Origin of the sequence: Microbacterium sp. As-52, from assembly GCF_049949185.1 — a bacterium.
Lineage (GTDB): Bacteria > Actinomycetota > Actinomycetes > Actinomycetales > Microbacteriaceae > Microbacterium > Microbacterium maritypicum_A.
Genome location: NZ_CP188171.1, coordinates 45,760 through 60,386 on the forward strand (window position 1 = coordinate 45,760; position 14,627 = coordinate 60,386).

12 protein-coding genes and 1 tRNA gene are annotated in these 14,627 nt (G+C 67.9%); 8 read left to right on the top strand and 5 right to left on the bottom strand.

All coding sequences use genetic code 11. From position 1 onward, the window contains the following. Positions 1 to 41: 41 nt before the first annotated feature. Both ACLFA2_RS00205 and ACLFA2_RS00210 read right to left on the bottom strand, forming a co-directional pair. Complete coding sequence (locus ACLFA2_RS00205) at positions 42 to 647, bottom strand: hypothetical protein (RefSeq protein ID WP_426621827.1); 606 nt, start codon at positions 645 to 647, stop codon at positions 42 to 44. 51 nt (positions 648 to 698) lie between these two features. After that, positions 699 to 771 (bottom strand) — tRNA-Val (locus ACLFA2_RS00210). 153 nt (positions 772 to 924) lie between these two features. Here ACLFA2_RS00210 and aceE point away from each other — a divergent pair. The 6 genes from aceE (at position 925) to ACLFA2_RS00240 (ending at position 8,542) form a co-directional block, all read left to right on the top strand. Continuing rightward, a complete protein-coding gene (aceE, locus tag ACLFA2_RS00215; protein WP_426621828.1) occupies positions 925 to 3,651 on the top strand; it encodes a pyruvate dehydrogenase (acetyl-transferring), homodimeric type in 2,727 nt (908 codons plus the stop codon). A gap of 31 nt (positions 3,652 to 3,682) precedes the next feature. Continuing rightward, entirely contained in the window at positions 3,683 to 4,879 is a 1,197-nt protein-coding gene (locus ACLFA2_RS00220; RefSeq protein ID WP_021200724.1) for a PucR family transcriptional regulator, read from the top strand. A 92-nt stretch (positions 4,880 to 4,971) separates the two neighbouring features. Continuing rightward, positions 4,972 to 5,892: an ACP S-malonyltransferase gene (locus tag ACLFA2_RS00225; protein ID WP_031207699.1), complete on the top strand. Its 921-nt coding sequence runs from the start codon at positions 4,972 to 4,974 to the stop codon at positions 5,890 to 5,892. After that, positions 5,889 to 6,890 carry a beta-ketoacyl-ACP synthase III gene (locus tag ACLFA2_RS00230; protein WP_021200726.1) on the top strand — a complete coding sequence of 334 codons (1,002 nt, stop codon included), beginning with the start codon at positions 5,889 to 5,891 and terminating at the stop codon, positions 6,888 to 6,890. The genes ACLFA2_RS00225 and ACLFA2_RS00230 overlap by 4 nt, the downstream gene beginning before the upstream one ends. A 68-nt stretch (positions 6,891 to 6,958) precedes the next feature. After that, on the top strand, positions 6,959 to 7,207 hold the full coding sequence (locus ACLFA2_RS00235) for an acyl carrier protein (RefSeq protein WP_017830435.1): 249 nt from the start codon (positions 6,959 to 6,961) through the stop codon (positions 7,205 to 7,207). Between the two features lie 96 nt (positions 7,208 to 7,303). Further along, on the top strand, positions 7,304 to 8,542 hold the full coding sequence (locus tag ACLFA2_RS00240; protein WP_021200727.1) for a beta-ketoacyl-[acyl-carrier-protein] synthase family protein: 1,239 nt from the start codon (positions 7,304 to 7,306) through the stop codon (positions 8,540 to 8,542). A gap of 138 nt (positions 8,543 to 8,680) precedes the next feature. Here the strand turns inward: ACLFA2_RS00240 and ACLFA2_RS00245 are convergent, their stop codons facing one another. Then, positions 8,681 to 9,346: a YczE/YyaS/YitT family protein gene (locus tag ACLFA2_RS00245; RefSeq protein ID WP_426621829.1), complete on the bottom strand. Its 666-nt coding sequence runs from the start codon at positions 9,344 to 9,346 to the stop codon at positions 8,681 to 8,683. Positions 9,347 to 9,441: 95 nt separating this feature from the next. Here ACLFA2_RS00245 and ACLFA2_RS00250 point away from each other — a divergent pair, with 95 nt between their 5' ends. After that, positions 9,442 to 10,845: a PLP-dependent aminotransferase family protein gene (locus ACLFA2_RS00250; protein WP_021200729.1), complete on the top strand. Its 1,404-nt coding sequence runs from the start codon at positions 9,442 to 9,444 to the stop codon at positions 10,843 to 10,845. A gap of 138 nt (positions 10,846 to 10,983) precedes the next feature. Here ACLFA2_RS00250 and ACLFA2_RS00255 read toward each other — a convergent pair whose 3' ends face one another. Next, positions 10,984 to 11,487: a DUF3145 domain-containing protein gene (locus ACLFA2_RS00255; protein ID WP_017830431.1), complete on the bottom strand. Its 504-nt coding sequence runs from the start codon at positions 11,485 to 11,487 to the stop codon at positions 10,984 to 10,986. A gap of 185 nt (positions 11,488 to 11,672) precedes the next feature. Further along, on the bottom strand, positions 11,673 to 12,446 hold the full coding sequence (locus ACLFA2_RS00260) for a hypothetical protein (protein WP_021200730.1): 774 nt from the start codon (positions 12,444 to 12,446) through the stop codon (positions 11,673 to 11,675). 176 nt (positions 12,447 to 12,622) lie between these two features. Here ACLFA2_RS00260 and ACLFA2_RS00265 point away from each other — a divergent pair, with 176 nt between their 5' ends. After that, positions 12,623 to 14,626 carry a DUF262 domain-containing protein gene (locus ACLFA2_RS00265; protein WP_347125743.1) on the top strand — a complete coding sequence of 668 codons (2,004 nt, stop codon included), beginning with the start codon at positions 12,623 to 12,625 and terminating at the stop codon, positions 14,624 to 14,626. The last annotated feature ends 1 nt before the right edge of the window (position 14,627 follow it).

Sequence of the window (14,627 nt, forward strand, 5' to 3'; positions counted from 1 at the left end):
CCAGAGCGGGAACACACCGGCCGCAGACGAGCCGGTGCGGATCAGCTCACGCCGTGTGCCGGCGGAGCCCGGCCCCGCAGACTCGCGAGTGTCGACGACTCACGCAGACGACGACCACGCGGCGAGACGCCGGGTTCGCGCAGGTCGAGCATCGCGGGGGCGCCCAACGCCGCTGCCACCCGACGACGCACCCAGAGGACCACCCGAATCGCGAGGTCTCGCAGCGCGAGCAGCATCCGCTCACCGCGATGCGCGGCGGCGACCGTCACGATCGCCGCCGACAGGTGTCCGATCCACATGGTCCCGTCGGCGACGACCAACTCCGTCGTGCCGGAAGCACCGGGCAGAACCATGGCAGTGCCGTGCACGTGACCGAGGGACCGCCCCGAGGGCTCGATCGTCCCCAGGACGAACAGGAGGTGGAACAGGAGTTGGCTGATAGCGATGGAGATGCTCGATCGGATCACCGAGAGCTTCCGGCCCGCGAGGAGCACGCAGACCATGAGGGAGAAGATCCAGGGCACCAGGATGCCCAACGGGCCCGGCATCTGTCCGCCGCCGGTCACGTGGCCGGCCAGCGCCGCGAACGTCGCGAGCGACGCCGAGGAGAAACCACGCACGAGTGCGCTCTTCCTCGACGGGATCATGTTCCCATCCTGTCATCGCCCCGGCGACAGGATGGAGCTCGCGATCTGGGGTGGGCCCTGCCGGGATCGAACCGACGACATCCACGGTGTAAACGTGGCGCTCTACCAGCTGAGCTAAAGGCCCTGGTGTCGTCAGTCTATCGGGAGCCCGGTGCGCACCCGTGTCGTAGAAGAGGGATAGGCTGAATCCGGCGCGCGTTGTGCACAGCTGACAAGGCTGCCCGTGTCGCTTCCCGTTTCCTTGGCATGACCTGCCAGCTTGACGAAAGGTTCCCCCGTGACCGTGCACGACCAGGATCCGTACTCCCAGGGCCCCCTCGACAGCGATCCGGAGGAGACCGGCGAGTGGCAGCAGTCCCTCGATGAGCTGGTGGATGCCAAGGGCCACGGCCGCGGCCGCGAGATCATGCTCAGCCTGCTCAAGCGCTCGAAGGAGCTGCACCTGGGCGTGCCGATGGTCCCGACGACGGACTACATCAACACCATCGCCTCGGAGAACGAGCCCGAGTTCCCCGGAGACGAAGAGGTCGAGCGTCGCTACCGTGCATGGATCCGCTGGAACGCCGCGATCACCGTGCACCGCGCGCAGCGCCCGGGCATCGGCGTCGGCGGCCACATTTCGACGTACGCGTCGTCGGCCGCGCTGTACGAGGTCGGCTTCAACCACTTCTTCAAGGGTGCCGACAACCCCGGCGGCGCCGACCAGATCTTCATCCAGGGTCATGCCTCGCCCGGCACCTACGCCCGCTCGTACCTCGAAGGACGTCTGAGCGAAGACCAGCTCGACGGCTTCCGCCAGGAGAAGTCGCACGCCCCGAACGGCATCCCGTCGTACCCGCATCCGCGTCTGATGCCGGAGTACTGGCAGTTCCCGACCGTGTCTATGGGGCTCGGGCCAATCAACGCCATCTACCAGGCGATGTCGAACAAGTACCTCGAGAACCGCGGCATCAAGGACACCTCGCAGTCGCACGTCTGGGCTTTCCTCGGCGACGGCGAGATGGACGAGGTCGAGAGCCGCGGCCAGCTGCAGGTCGCCGCCAACGAGGGCCTCGACAACCTCACCTTCGTCGTCAACTGCAACCTGCAGCGCCTCGACGGCCCGGTCCGCGGCAACGGCAAGATCATCCAGGAGCTCGAGTCGTTCTTCCGCGGTGCGGGCTGGAACGTCATCAAGGTCGTCTGGGGTCGCGAATGGGACGACCTGCTCGCCCGCGACACCGAGGGCGCACTGCTCAACCTGATGAACGTCACCCCCGACGGCGACTACCAGACGTACAAGGCCGAGTCCGGCGCTTACGTGCGCGAGCACTTCTTCGGACGCGACGAGCGCGCCGCGGCTCTCGTCAAGGACTACTCCGACGAGGACATCTGGAACCTCAAGCGCGGTGGCCACGACTACCGCAAGGTCTACGCCGCGTTCAAGGCAGCGACCGAGCACAAGGGCAAGCCCACCGTCATCCTCGCGAAGACCGTCAAGGGCTACGGCCTCGGTCCGCACTTCGAGGGCCGCAACGCGACCCACCAGATGAAGAAGATGACGCTGGACAATCTCAAGACTTTCCGCGACGCGATGCACATCCCGATCACGGATGCGCAGCTCGAGGAGAACCCCTACCTGCCCCCGTACTACAACCCGGGCCCCCAGGACGAGACGATCCAGTACATGCTCGAGCGTCGTCAGGCTCTCGGCGGCTACCTGCCGGAGCGCCGTTCCACCCACGTCGGACTGTCGCTGCCGGACGACTCGGCGTACGCCCTGCCCAAGAAGGGCTCCGGCACGCAGGAGATCGCCACGACCATGGCGTTCGTCCGCCTGCTGAAGGACCTGCTGCGCTCGAAGGACTTCGGCCACCGCATCGTCCCGATCATCCCGGACGAGGCCCGCACGTTCGGAATGGACGCCTACTTCCCGTCGGCGAAGATCTACAACCCCAACGGCCAGCACTACACGTCGGTCGACCGCGAGCTCCTCCTCGCCTACAAGGAGAGCCCGCAGGGCCAGATCGTGCACGTCGGCATCAACGAGGCGGGTGCCCTCGCGGCGTTCACCGCGGCCGGCACCTCCTACGCCACGCACGGCGAGCCGCTGATCCCGATCTACCTCTTCTACTCGATGTTCGGATTCCAGCGCACCGGCGACGCCCAGTGGGCGGCCGGCGACCAGATGGCCCGCGGGTTCATCATGGGCGCCACGGCAGGTCGCACCACCCTCACGGGTGAGGGCCTGCAGCACGCAGACGGCCACTCGCACCTGCTCGCCGCCACGAACCCGGCGACGGTCTCGTACGACCCGGCCTACGGCTACGAGATCGCGCACATCATGCGCTCCGGTCTCGAGCGCATGTACGGCGGCAACCACGAAGACCCCAACGTCATGTACTACATCACGCTCTACAACGAGCCGATGGTCATGCCGGCGGAGCCGGAGAACGTGGACGTCGACGGCATCGTGCGCGGCATCCACCGCGTTTCGGTCGGCGAGGGCGAGGGCCCCCGCGCCCAGCTCTTCGCGTCGGGCGTCGGTCTTCCCTGGGCACTCGAGGCTCAGCAGCTGCTGAAGAACGACTGGGGTGTGATCGCCGACGTCTGGTCGGTCACGTCCTGGACCGAGCTTCGCCGCGACGGCCTCGCCGCCGACGAGCACAACTTCCTGCACCCGGAGGAAGAGCCCCGCACCGCGTACCTCACCCAGAAGCTGCAGGGTGCCGAGGGTCCGGTCGTCGCGGTCAGCGACTTCATGCACGCTGTGCAGGACCAGATCCGCCCGTGGGTGCCGAACCGCTTCGCCACGCTCGGTGCCGACGGCTTCGGCTTCTCCGACACGCGGGCCGCGGCTCGTCGCTTCTTCAAGATCGACGGCCCGTCGATCGTCGTCCGCACGCTGCAGTCGCTCGCCGAAGACGGGGTCGTCGACCGTTCTCTCGCCGCGCAGGCCATCCAGAAGTACAGCCTGCACGATGTGAACGCCGGAACCAGCGGCAACGCGGGCGGCGAAAGCTGAGCCCTCGGTGACAGGTTCTCCTCCTTCCGGCATGGACAAGGCCGCGACGCTCACCTGGCTGCGCCGGATCTCCGGTGACATCGCCTCGGTGACGATCAAGCGCCTGGAGGACACCCTCCCGTGGTACGCCGATATGCCACCAGCCCGCCGCTCTGCGGTCGGGCTGGTGGCCCAGGCGGGCATCACGTCGTTCATCCAGTGGTACGAAGACCCCACCTCCACCCCGTGGATCGCGGCCGACATCTTCGCCGCGGCCCCGCGTGAACTCCTGCGCAGCGTCAGCCTCCAGCAGACCCTGCAGCTGATCCGCGTGACGGTCGAGGTCACCGAGGAGCGCGTCGCCGGGCGGGGAAACGATCTCCGCGAAGCGATCCTGCTCTACTCGCGTGATGTCGCCTTCGCGGCGGCCGACGTGTACGCCAGGGCTGCGGAGGCCCGCGGCCTGTGGGATGCGCGCCTGGAGGCGCTCGTCGTCGACTCGATCCTCACGGGCGAGGCCGACGAAGAGCTCCCGAGCCGGATCGCCGCGCTCGGATGGCACGGTCACGGGGAGGTCGCCGTCCTCGTCGGCACCACGCCTCCCCAGTTCGACGTCGATCTGGTCCGCCGTACGGCGAGGAAGCTCGCTGTCGACGTGCTCATCGGCGTGCAGGGCTCCCGACTCGTCCTGGTGCTCGGACGCGCCCGAGTCGAGGGGCACGAAGTCGAAGAGGAAGAGCTCGGCTTCCAAGAGATCGCCTCCCGCCTCGAGCCGTCCTTCGGCCCGGGATACGTCGTACTCGGCCCCGAGGTCGCTGCCCTCGTGGACGCGAGCCAGAGCGCACGCGCCGCGCTCGCGGGGTTCGCCGTCGCCCGTGCATGGCGCGGTGCTCCCCGTCCCGTCGAAGCCGATGACCTGCTCCCGGAACGGGCACTCGCCGGAGACCCGTTGGCGAAGCAGACCCTGATCGAGCGCATCTTCCGCCCCTTGCAGGCGCACTCCACCGATCTGGTGACGACCCTGTGGAGCTACCTCGACAACGGGCGCTCCCTCGAAGCCACAGCACGCGAGCTGTTCGTGCACCCCAACACTGTGCGCTATCGCCTGAAGCGCGTGAGCGAGGTCATCGGCTGGGACGCCACCGGCCCCCGTGAGGCTCTCATCCTGCAGACCGCGCTGATCCTCGGTTCGATCGGTGCGGCGGATCAGGTGCGGCGGCGGCCACCGCTTCGACGTCCGCAGCGCTGAGCGCGCCCTTCTGTACACCACACACAAGGGTTTTTCCGAATCTTGTGATGGATCATCCACCGATCTCCGGCAATCGTTGGCAGACTGGGTGGGTGATTGTCGTTGTATGCCCAGGTCAGGGCTCGCAGACCCCCGGATTCCTCGCCCCTTGGCTCGAGCTCGACGGGGTGGCCGAGCGCCTCGCCTCGTACTCCGACGCCGCGGAGGTCGATCTGCACGAACACGGCACGGTGTCCGACGCCGACACGATCCGTGACACGCGTGTCGCGCAACCGCTGATCGTCGCCGCGTCGTTGATCGCCGGTGACGCCTTGACGCAGCGCGCCGGTCGTCGCGCCGACGGCATCGCCGGCCACTCGGTCGGAGAGATCGCGGCACTCGTCGGCAGCGACGTGATCGACGCCGACACCGGCATGCGCCTAGTGGGCATCCGCGGCCGTGCGATGGCCGACGCTGCAGCACAGGAGCAGACCGGGATGAGCGCCGTGCTCGGCGGCGACGAAGACGCCCTTCTGGCGCGCCTCGCCGAGCTCGACCTCTCCCCCGCCAACTACAACGGCGGCGGACAGATCGTCGTCGCCGGCGCCCTCCCGGCTCTCGCCGCTCTCGCGGAGGAACCCCTCAAGGGCACCCGCGTGGTCCCGCTGCAGGTTGCCGGAGCCTTCCACACGCGGTACATGGCGTCCGCCGTCGCCGCTCTCCGCGACGCGGTGGCCGACGTCACCCCCGCGAACCCCGACATCACTCTCTGGACCAACCGTGACGGCTCCGTCGTCGCGGACGGGGCCCAGGCGCTGAGCTTCCTCGTCGACCAGGTCTCGTCGCCGGTGCGCTGGGACCTCTGCATGCAGTCCTTCGCGGACGCCGGCGTGACCGGGGTCATCGAGCTCGCCCCCGCCGGCGCCCTGGTCGGCCTCGCCAAGCGCGGCCTCCGCGGTATCCCGACCGTCGCCGTGAAGACTCCCGAAGACCTCGATGCGGCCGTCGCGCTGCTGAATGGAGAAGCCGCATGAGTGCCACCCTCGCCCAGGTGACCGGCCCGGCATACACGCGCATCTACTCCTACGGCGCAGCCCGCGGCGAGAACGCCGTGCCGAACGAAGACCTGGTGGGTCCGATCGACTCCAGCGACGAGTGGATCCGCCAGCGCACGGGCATCATCACCCGCGCGCGAGCCGACAAGGGGACGGACGCGATCGACCTCGCGACCACGGCGGCGGCCGAGGCGATCGAGAAGTCGGGTGTCCCGGCGGACCAGGTCGATCTGGTGATCGTCGCGACCATCAGCAACCCCAAGCAGACCCCGTCCGTCTCGGCGATCGTGGCCGACCGTGTGGGGGCGAACCCCGCGGCGGCCTACGACATCAACGCTGCCTGCGCCGGCTTCGCCTATGCGATCGCTCAGGCCGATGCGCTGATCAAGGCCGGCGCTGCGCGCTACGCACTGGTGATCGGCACCGAGAAGCTGTCCGACGTCGTCGATCCGACCGACCGCAGCATCTCCTTCCTCCTCGGCGACGGTGCGGGCGCTGCGCTCATCGGCCCGAGTGACACGCCGGGCATCGCTCCCGCGGTCTGGGGCTCCGACGGCTCGAAGGCCGACGCGGTAGGCATGAACGGCACACTCACCGACTTCCGCGACGGCGTGGTGCCGTGGCCGACCCTCCGCCAGGAGGGCCCGACGGTCTTCCGCTGGGCAGTCTGGGAGATGGCCAAGGTCGCACGCGAGGCGCTGGACAAAGCGGGCGTCGAGCCCTCCGACATCGCCGCGTTCATCCCGCACCAGGCCAACATGCGCATCATCGACGAGTTCGCCAAGCAGCTGAAGCTGCCCGACACCACGGTGATCGCGCGCGACATCGAGACGACGGGCAACACCTCCGCCGCCTCCATCCCGCTGGCCAGCCACCGCCTGATGGCCGAACACCCCGAGCTGTCGGGCGGTCTCGCCCTGCAGATCGGCTTCGGTGCCGGTCTCGTGTTCGCCGCACAGGTCGTCGTCCTTCCCTGAGAATGCGCTGACCTTCCCTAGACTGTTCCACGGTTCCGAAAACAACCCGCAAGAAAGAGGAAGACCACATGGCTTTCACCAACGATGAGGTCCTCGCCGGCCTCGCAGAGCTCATCACCGACGAGACCGGCATCAACGCTTCCGAGGTCGCCCTCGAGAAGTCGTTCACGGACGACCTCGACATCGACTCCATCTCGATGATGACGATCGTCGTCAACGCCGAGGAGAAGTTCGGCGTCACCATCCCCGACGACGAGGTCAAGAACCTGAAGACCGTCGGCGACGCCGTCAGCTTCATCGTCGCGGGCCAGGAGTAATCCCGGCAGGATGCCACTCCCGCGCCTCGCGGGGAGTGGCATCCTCCGCCTGCCCTCTCACCCGTTCGACTTCGTTTCGACAAGGAACCACACCTCATGACCAAGCGCATCGTCGTCACCGGCATCGGCGCCACTTCCGCCATCGGCGGCACGGCCCCGGAGAACTGGACGAACCTGCTGGCCGGCATGTCCGGCACTCGCACGCTCGAACACGACTGGGTACAGCAGTACGAGCTGCCCGTCACCTTCGCCGCCGAGGCGATTGTCCGCCCTGAAGAGGTGCTCCCCCGCCACGAGGCCAAGCGCCTCGACCCCTCGTCGCAGTTCGCGCTGATCGCCGCACGCGAGGCCTGGGAGGACGCCGGTTCTCCCGAGGTCGCCCCCGAGCGCCTCGGCGTCGACTTCGCCACCGGCATCGGCGGCCTCTGGACGCTTCTGGACGCCTGGGACACCCTCCGTGAGAAGGGCCCGCGCCGGGTCATGCCTCTCACCGTTCCGATGCTCATGCCGAATGCCGCTGCCGGAAACCTGTCGCTGCAGTTCCACGCCCGCGCTTACGCGCAGACCGTGGTCAGCGCGTGCGCCTCCAGCACCGAATCGATCATCCACGCTTTCCATCACCTGCAGGACGGGCTCGCGGACGTCGTGATCGCCGGCGGCACAGAATCCGCGATCCATCCGATCACGATGGCCTCCTTCGCCTCCGCGCAGGCCCTCTCGCGCCGGAACGACGACCCCGCCCATGCCTCGCGTCCCGGCGCGATCGACCGTGACGGCTTCGTCATGGGCGAGGGCGCAGCCGCACTGATCCTCGAGACCGAGGAGCACGCCAAGGCCCGCGGCGCCAAGATCTACGGCTATGTGCTGGGTGGCGGCGTCACCGCAGACGCCTATCACATCACCGGCAACGACCCTGAGGGCAACGGCGCGGCCCGTGCCGTCACGCAGGCGCTCGAGGAGGCCGGGGTCACGGCCGACCAGGTCACGCACATCAACGCGCACGCGACATCGACGCCGGTCGGCGACCCCAACGAGTACGTGGCACTCAAGAAGGTCTTCGGAGACCGGATCGACGAGATCCCCGTCTCCGCGACGAAGGCATCGACCGGGCACCTTCTCGGTGGCACCGGTGCGCTCGAGGCGATCTTCTCCCTCCTCGCGCTGCGCGACCGTGTCGCCCCGCCGACGATCAACATGACGGAGCCCGACCCGGCCGTCCCGTTCCGCCTCTCCGGCGAAGCCACGCCCCTCGGAGACGGTCCGCAGGTCGCGATCAGCAACTCGTTCGGATTCGGCGGTCACAACGCGGTCCTCGTGGTCGCCAGCGCCGACTGACACGCCACAACGATGAGCGGCCCTCGGGATTCCGAGGGCCGCTCTTCTCATCGGCATGAGGATCACACGGAAGCATGAGCATCCGCCGGTACTCGATCACGCAAGCGTGCACAGGTCATGCAGGTGCGCGGTGTTCCGTCAGGAGGTGCGGAGGCTCCCGAGCTGCTGCGATCGGGCCCCGCGCATCCGGGTGATGCGCGGGAGGAACCAGCCGATCAGCGGGCCGACACCGAAGGCGAAGAGCACGGTGCCGACGCCGACGGGGCCGCCCAGCAGGAAGCCCACGAGCAGCACGCTCCCTTCGATCAGTGTGCGCACCAGCCACACCGCCCATCCGGTTCGACGGACGAGCCCCGTCATCAGGCCGTCACGAGGGCCGGGGCCGAAGTCGGCGGCGATGTAGAGGCCGGTCGCGAAGGACAGCAGAAGCAGCCCGAAGACGAACATCGGAGCGCCGATCCACACCGAGGACGGTTGCGGGATCAGGGCGAGCGCGAGATCCGCACTCGGACCGACGAGCAGGGCATTCAACACGGTGCCCAGCCCCACGCGTTGGCGCAACGGAATCCACAGCAGAAGGACGATGATCGAGATCAGCACGGTCATGACGCCGTAGCCGAGGCCGGTCTGCGCGGCGAGACCGAGAGCCAGCACGTCCCAGGGAGCGACGCCGATGCCTCCCCGCACCATGAACCCGAGCGCGACGCCGTAGAGGAACAGACCGGCGAGCAGCTGCACGAGCCTCTCGACGAGGTCGCGCCGACTGGTCGCCGTCACGGGGAGGAGCACAGAACGCAGGAACATCCCTCCACTCTGGCCCCCGATCCGCCTTTCGAGGCGAAGCCACTCGCCGCAAAGTGGTCTGCAGAGATCAGGCCACTTTGCGTCATGCTGGACGTATGGGATCACGACTCGTCGAACAGCTCGGAGCGCACAATGTCGCCGGCGCCACGGCGTCGGGGCTCGCGGACCGGATCAGGGCACTGATCCTCGACGGCCGACTCACCGTCGGCGAGCGTCTGCCGAGTGAGCGTGCACTCGCCGTCGAGCTGCGCCGTTCCCGCTCGACGGTCACCCGCGCCTACGGCGTGCTGGAGACCGACGGCTACGTCTCACGTCTGCACGGCGGAAGCACGCGTGTCACGCTCCCCAACGGCCACACCGCTCCGGGCGCGGAGGCCGACGACGACTCCATCGACCTGTCGATCGCGTCGATGGACTCGACCCCGGGCCTGTACGACGCGACGGTGCGCTCGCTGCCCCGCCTCGCGGCGTTGCGCGGCACCAGCGGATACTCGCTGCGTGGACTTCCCGAGCTGCGCGAAGCCGTCGCGCAGCGGTTCCGTGATCGCGGCGCACCGACGTCGGCCGACGAGATCATCATCACCTCCGGTGCTCTCAACGCGGTGAACCTGATCCTCACGGCGATCGGGCGGCGCGGTGAGCGAGCCCTGGTCGAGCAGCCGACGTTCCCTCACGCTCTCGAGGCGCTGAACCGCCACGGGTACCGGCTTCTCCCCACGCCGGTGGACGCCGACGGGTGGGACACGCGGCATCTGAACGAGACGCTAATGAGCTCCCGGCCGCATGTCGCGTATCTCATCCCCGACTTCCACAATCCGACCGGCGCGACCCTCCCCGACGACGAGCGACCGCGCATCGTGACCACCGCGCGCAACGTGGGCACTCACCTCATCGTCGACGAGACGACGACCGAGCTCGACATCGACCGGGGCTGGGCACCGATTCCCATGGCCGCGGGCGGCCCCAACGTGATCACCGTCGGATCGATGTCGAAGATCGCATGGGGCGGGATGCGCATCGGCTGGGTCCGCGCGGAGCGTTCCGTCATCGCGCGGCTGCTCGCGGTGCGCCCCTCGTTCGAACTCGGTACGGCGCTGCTCGAGCAGTGCATCGCCGTCGAGCTGCTCTCCGACATGCCGGCGCTCAGCGCGCACGTCCGCCGGCGCCTGCGCGCGGGTCGTGGGGCGGTTGAGGCGGGTGTGGCCGGTATCCCCGGGTTCCGGATGCCGCCGACGCCCGGAGGCCTCTCCGCGTGGATCGACATCGGCGCGCCACTGTCCACCTCGCTCTCCCTCGCCGCGCGCGAGCGGCGCCTCGTTCTTCCGCCCGGCCCCCGCTTCACGACGGGCGGCGTGCTCGAGCGCCGGGTGCGCATCCCGATCACGCTCCCACCCGAGCGGATGGCGGAGGCGATGCGGCGGTTGACCCTCGCCTGGGGAGACGTGCGCGAGGGAAGCGCATCGCGCACCGCGGAACTCCAACACTCCGCGGTCATCTGATCCGGATGACGAAGACGCCGCCCCGTTCCCGGGGCGGCGTCCTCATCGTGCGGAGCGGGGATACGTCTTCTCAGCGTCCGGGATGACTCACCGGCATCCGATACTCACGCCTCCCCCGTTCCGGTCTGTGGTGTCGGCTCAGCCGACCTTGTGGAGCCAGACGACCCTGGCATCGTCGCTGGCATGGCGGAAGGGCTCGAGCTCCTCGTCCCAGGCGGAGCCGAGGGCGATGTCGAGCTCGCGCTGCAGCTCGACCGCGCTCCCGGCGGCGATCTCCATCGCATAGCGGATGCGGTCTTCACCGATCACGATGTTGCCGGCGGCATCGGTCTGGGCGTAGTGGATGCCGAGATCGGGCGTATGCAGCCAACGGCCGCCGTCGCTGCGGGGCGTCGGGTCCTCGGTCACCTCGAAACGGAGGTGCTCCCAGCCGCGAATGGAGGTCGCGAGAGCCGCTCCGGTGCCGACAGGGCCGTCCCAGTAGAACTCCGCGCGTCGTGCGCCGTCCAGGACGGGCTGCTCGGTCCAGTCGAAGTTCACCGCACGCCCGATAGCGCGACCCACCGCCCATTCGAGGTGCGGGCAGAGCGCGCGAGGCGCAGAGTGGATGAACACCACTCCGCGTGCGTAAGCCGTCGCCATGATCTCTCCGTTTCATCAGGTGCGTCTTCCCCAACGACCTGAACCACGAAGTGGCGAGAATATGCGGTTGTGCGCCCATTCTCGCCGAGATCCACAGAAATCACAAGCATGTCATTCCATGACGAAGGCCCCGGTCACGGGGACCGGGGCCTTCGGACCGCAATCGGTCGTAGATCTGACGAGGATCAGGCCTCGCTCATGGCCTGCTTGACCTGCTGGCCCTTGGCGGCGTAGTACGCCGCACGAGCGGCGTCCTTGCGCGCCTGCTCGGCATAGCCGAACTCCAGCGTCTCCTGGTCGACCTCGTAGTTGGGCACATCGTCGGTGCCGTGGTACTTCTCGATGTAGGCATCGAGCTCCGGGCCCGAGGTCCACGAGGTGATGAGGCAGTAGCGCGGCTCCGTGCCGTTGTGCGTGGCCGCGTGCCAGAGGCGCTGCGTGTCGACGATGAGCTGCGCACCGGCCGGAAGGGCGATGCGGTACTCGATGCTGGGGTCGGTGCGGTTCTCGCGCAGGACGAAGTAGCTGTCCTTGTCGTCCGTCAGATTGAAGAAGCCGCGGACCACCCAGCCCGTGCCGTCCGGGTTCAGACGGTTGTTGTCATCCTGGTGCAGGTTGTAGAGGCAGTCGCCGTACGGGGTCGGCTGCAGCTCGATCACGCGGCATCGGCCGACGTTGGCACCCGGCTCCTGCGCGCGGCGCGTCAGGTTCGGGGCCTTCTCGGTCTGCGAGTCGATCCAGACGCCATCCTTGTCGGTGCGTGGCGGCTTGTGGTTCCAGAAGCCGTTGCACTCGATGTCACCGAAGGCACTGGCGAGAGGGGCGAAGCGGGTGTCACCCGACGACTTCCAGTCGTTGTACTCGATGTCGAGCCATTCCTTGGGGTCGAGCTCCTGGTTGTAGCTGTCGAGGACGACGAATCCCTTTTCCTCGAGGGCAGCGGACTTGATGTAACCCATGATCGAGTCATGTTCCTTTCATCGGGGGCCAGCACGTTTTAACAGGCCCTGATAAGGCAAGCCTAACAGCGTGGTCCGGGAGCCCTTCGGAGGTCGGCCGTGCATAACCGAATAGACTGATCGGGGCGCCCGGCGAGTCCTCGGCGCCCGTCGCTACGGGAGGACGAGACACCAGCATGAGCACCGCGACCAACGTCGAGGCGACAGCAGTCAACACGATCGAATGGCTCGCGGCAGGGAGCACGACCATCGTCGTCCCCGTGTATCAGCGGCAGTACCGGTGGGACATCGGCGGCTGCGAACGTCTCCTCTCCGACATCCGCGCGGTCGCCGGCGAAGACGATGCCCACCGTCACTTCATCGGCTCGATCCTGTCCGCCGAAGACGGCTCCGCAGCCGACTCCGACCTGATCCTCATCGACGGCCAACAGCGCATCACCACTCTCATGCTGCTGGTGGCCGCCCTGCATCATGCGATCCGCGATACCGACAGCGCCATGGCCGCAGCGCTCGAACGCGTGCTGGTGCGCTCCGACGCTCCGGACCGCACCAAGCTGCGCCCGCACGATGCCTGGGCCGACCTGTACGAGTCCGTGGTCCTGGATCGACGCGATGACGCCGACCGAGAGTCGCGCTTCGACGACAACTATGCCTTCTTCCGCAGCCAGATCCACGTCGACGAGGTTCCGGCCATCTGGCGCGGGCTGCAGAAGCTCGAGCACGTGTCGATCACCCTCGGCGCGCAGGCGAACGCACAGCAGATCTTCGAGAGCCTGAACTCGACGGGCGAGCCGCTGCGCGACCACGAGCTCATCCACAACTACATCCTGATGGGGCTCAGCCACGCGGAACAGGTCGACGTCGAGGCCCGGTTCTGGGTTCCGATAGAACGGCACACCGGCGAGGCGATCGGTGCCTTCTGGCGGCACTACCTCGTACTCGTCACCGGACGCGAGGTCGCCGCGAACGGCGAGCACGGCGTGTACAGCGCCTTCCGGCAGTCGTTCCCGCGGGTCGACGTCGACCATCTGCAGGCGGACGCGGCCGAGTGGCGGCACTACGCCGAGATCTACGGCACCCTGCTGGATCCGTCGCGGGAGCAGGACCCGGAGATCGCGCAGCAGCTGCGCCACGTCAACACGTTCGGCCGCTCCTCTTACCCGCTCGTGATGAGCGCTTACAGCGATCATCTGCGCGGCGTGATCGACCGCGCAGAGTTCGTCGAGACGTTGGAGTGGTTGCAGGCCCTCTCCCTCCGCCGCGCCCTCGTGAACCTGCCCGCGGAGAGACTCGTCGCCAGACTGTGCCGAGCGCGCCGCGACGGTCGCGATGCGCTCGCCCGGGCGTTCGCGCGCATCACGCCCTCCGACGAGCGCGTCAGTGCGGTCGTGAAGTACAGCGAGCTCCCCCACCCCGCGTATGTGTTGGGACGGCTCGAAGGTGTCGACGACGTCGACGACTTCGACGTCGAGCACATCGTCCCGACCGTACCCGGAGATGCGTGGTCGGGCGACGGGGAGCGATCGTGGATCGACTATTCCGAAGACGAGCAGAACAGCCACCGTGCCCTCGCTCCGACCCTCGGCAATCTGACCCTGCTCGAGCAGTCGCTGACGGAGCGGGTGTTCGGTGCCTCCTTCCCCGTCAAGCGCTCGGAAGCCTACGCGCACAGCTCCGTGCCGGCCACGCGCGATCTCACCGACCTCGGCTCCTGGAACACGGCGGCGATCACCCGCCGCACGATCGCGCTCACAGCCGACCTCATCCGTATCTGGGCCCGCCCCGCGCTGCCGGAGATCGATGACGACGGCCTGACGCCGATCCTCGATGCGGTCCGTCGCCGCGGATGGCCGACGGGCTGGGAGCGGGAGTTCGACTACGTCGAGTATCGCGGTGAACGCTGGGAGGTTCCCGACGTCAAGTATCTGTTCAACCGGGTCTTCCGTCGCGCCTGGACCGACACGAGAGAGGCCGCCCTGGCCTACTGCGCCGCGCACGGCGGTCCGATCTACCAGGACATGGCCTGGAAGGGGCAGTGGGATGAGCTCGACGAGGGTCATTTCCTCTACATGGGCTGGGATTCCAACTACATGATGACCGCGGTGCAGGGCGTGCTCGAGGAGTCGGGCATCGCCTCGGAGGTCTTCGTCAAGTACTCCTATATCGGAAATGTGATGTGAA

Excerpts from the sequence above, each read along its gene's own strand:
- ACLFA2_RS00220 (WP_021200724.1), top strand. The coding sequence starts at position 3,683 with ATGGACAAGGCCGCGACGCTCACCTGGCTGCGCCGGATCTCCGGTGAC.
- ACLFA2_RS00230 (WP_021200726.1), top strand. The coding sequence starts at position 5,889 with ATGAGTGCCACCCTCGCCCAGGTGACCGGCCCGGCATACACGCGCATC.
- ACLFA2_RS00205 (WP_426621827.1), bottom strand. The coding sequence starts at position 647 with ATGATCCCGTCGAGGAAGAGCGCACTCGTGCGTGGTTTCTCCTCGGCG.
- ACLFA2_RS00255 (WP_017830431.1), bottom strand. The coding sequence starts at position 11,487 with ATGGCGACGGCTTACGCACGCGGAGTGGTGTTCATCCACTCTGCGCCT.
- ACLFA2_RS00260 (WP_021200730.1), bottom strand. The coding sequence starts at position 12,446 with ATGGGTTACATCAAGTCCGCTGCCCTCGAGGAAAAGGGATTCGTCGTC.
- ACLFA2_RS00245 (WP_426621829.1), bottom strand. The coding sequence starts at position 9,346 with ATGTTCCTGCGTTCTGTGCTCCTCCCCGTGACGGCGACCAGTCGGCGC.
- ACLFA2_RS00240 (WP_021200727.1), top strand. The coding sequence starts at position 7,304 with ATGACCAAGCGCATCGTCGTCACCGGCATCGGCGCCACTTCCGCCATC.
- ACLFA2_RS00235 (WP_017830435.1), top strand. The coding sequence starts at position 6,959 with ATGGCTTTCACCAACGATGAGGTCCTCGCCGGCCTCGCAGAGCTCATC.
- ACLFA2_RS00250 (WP_021200729.1), top strand. The coding sequence starts at position 9,442 with ATGGGATCACGACTCGTCGAACAGCTCGGAGCGCACAATGTCGCCGGC.
- ACLFA2_RS00265 (WP_347125743.1), top strand. The coding sequence starts at position 12,623 with ATGAGCACCGCGACCAACGTCGAGGCGACAGCAGTCAACACGATCGAA.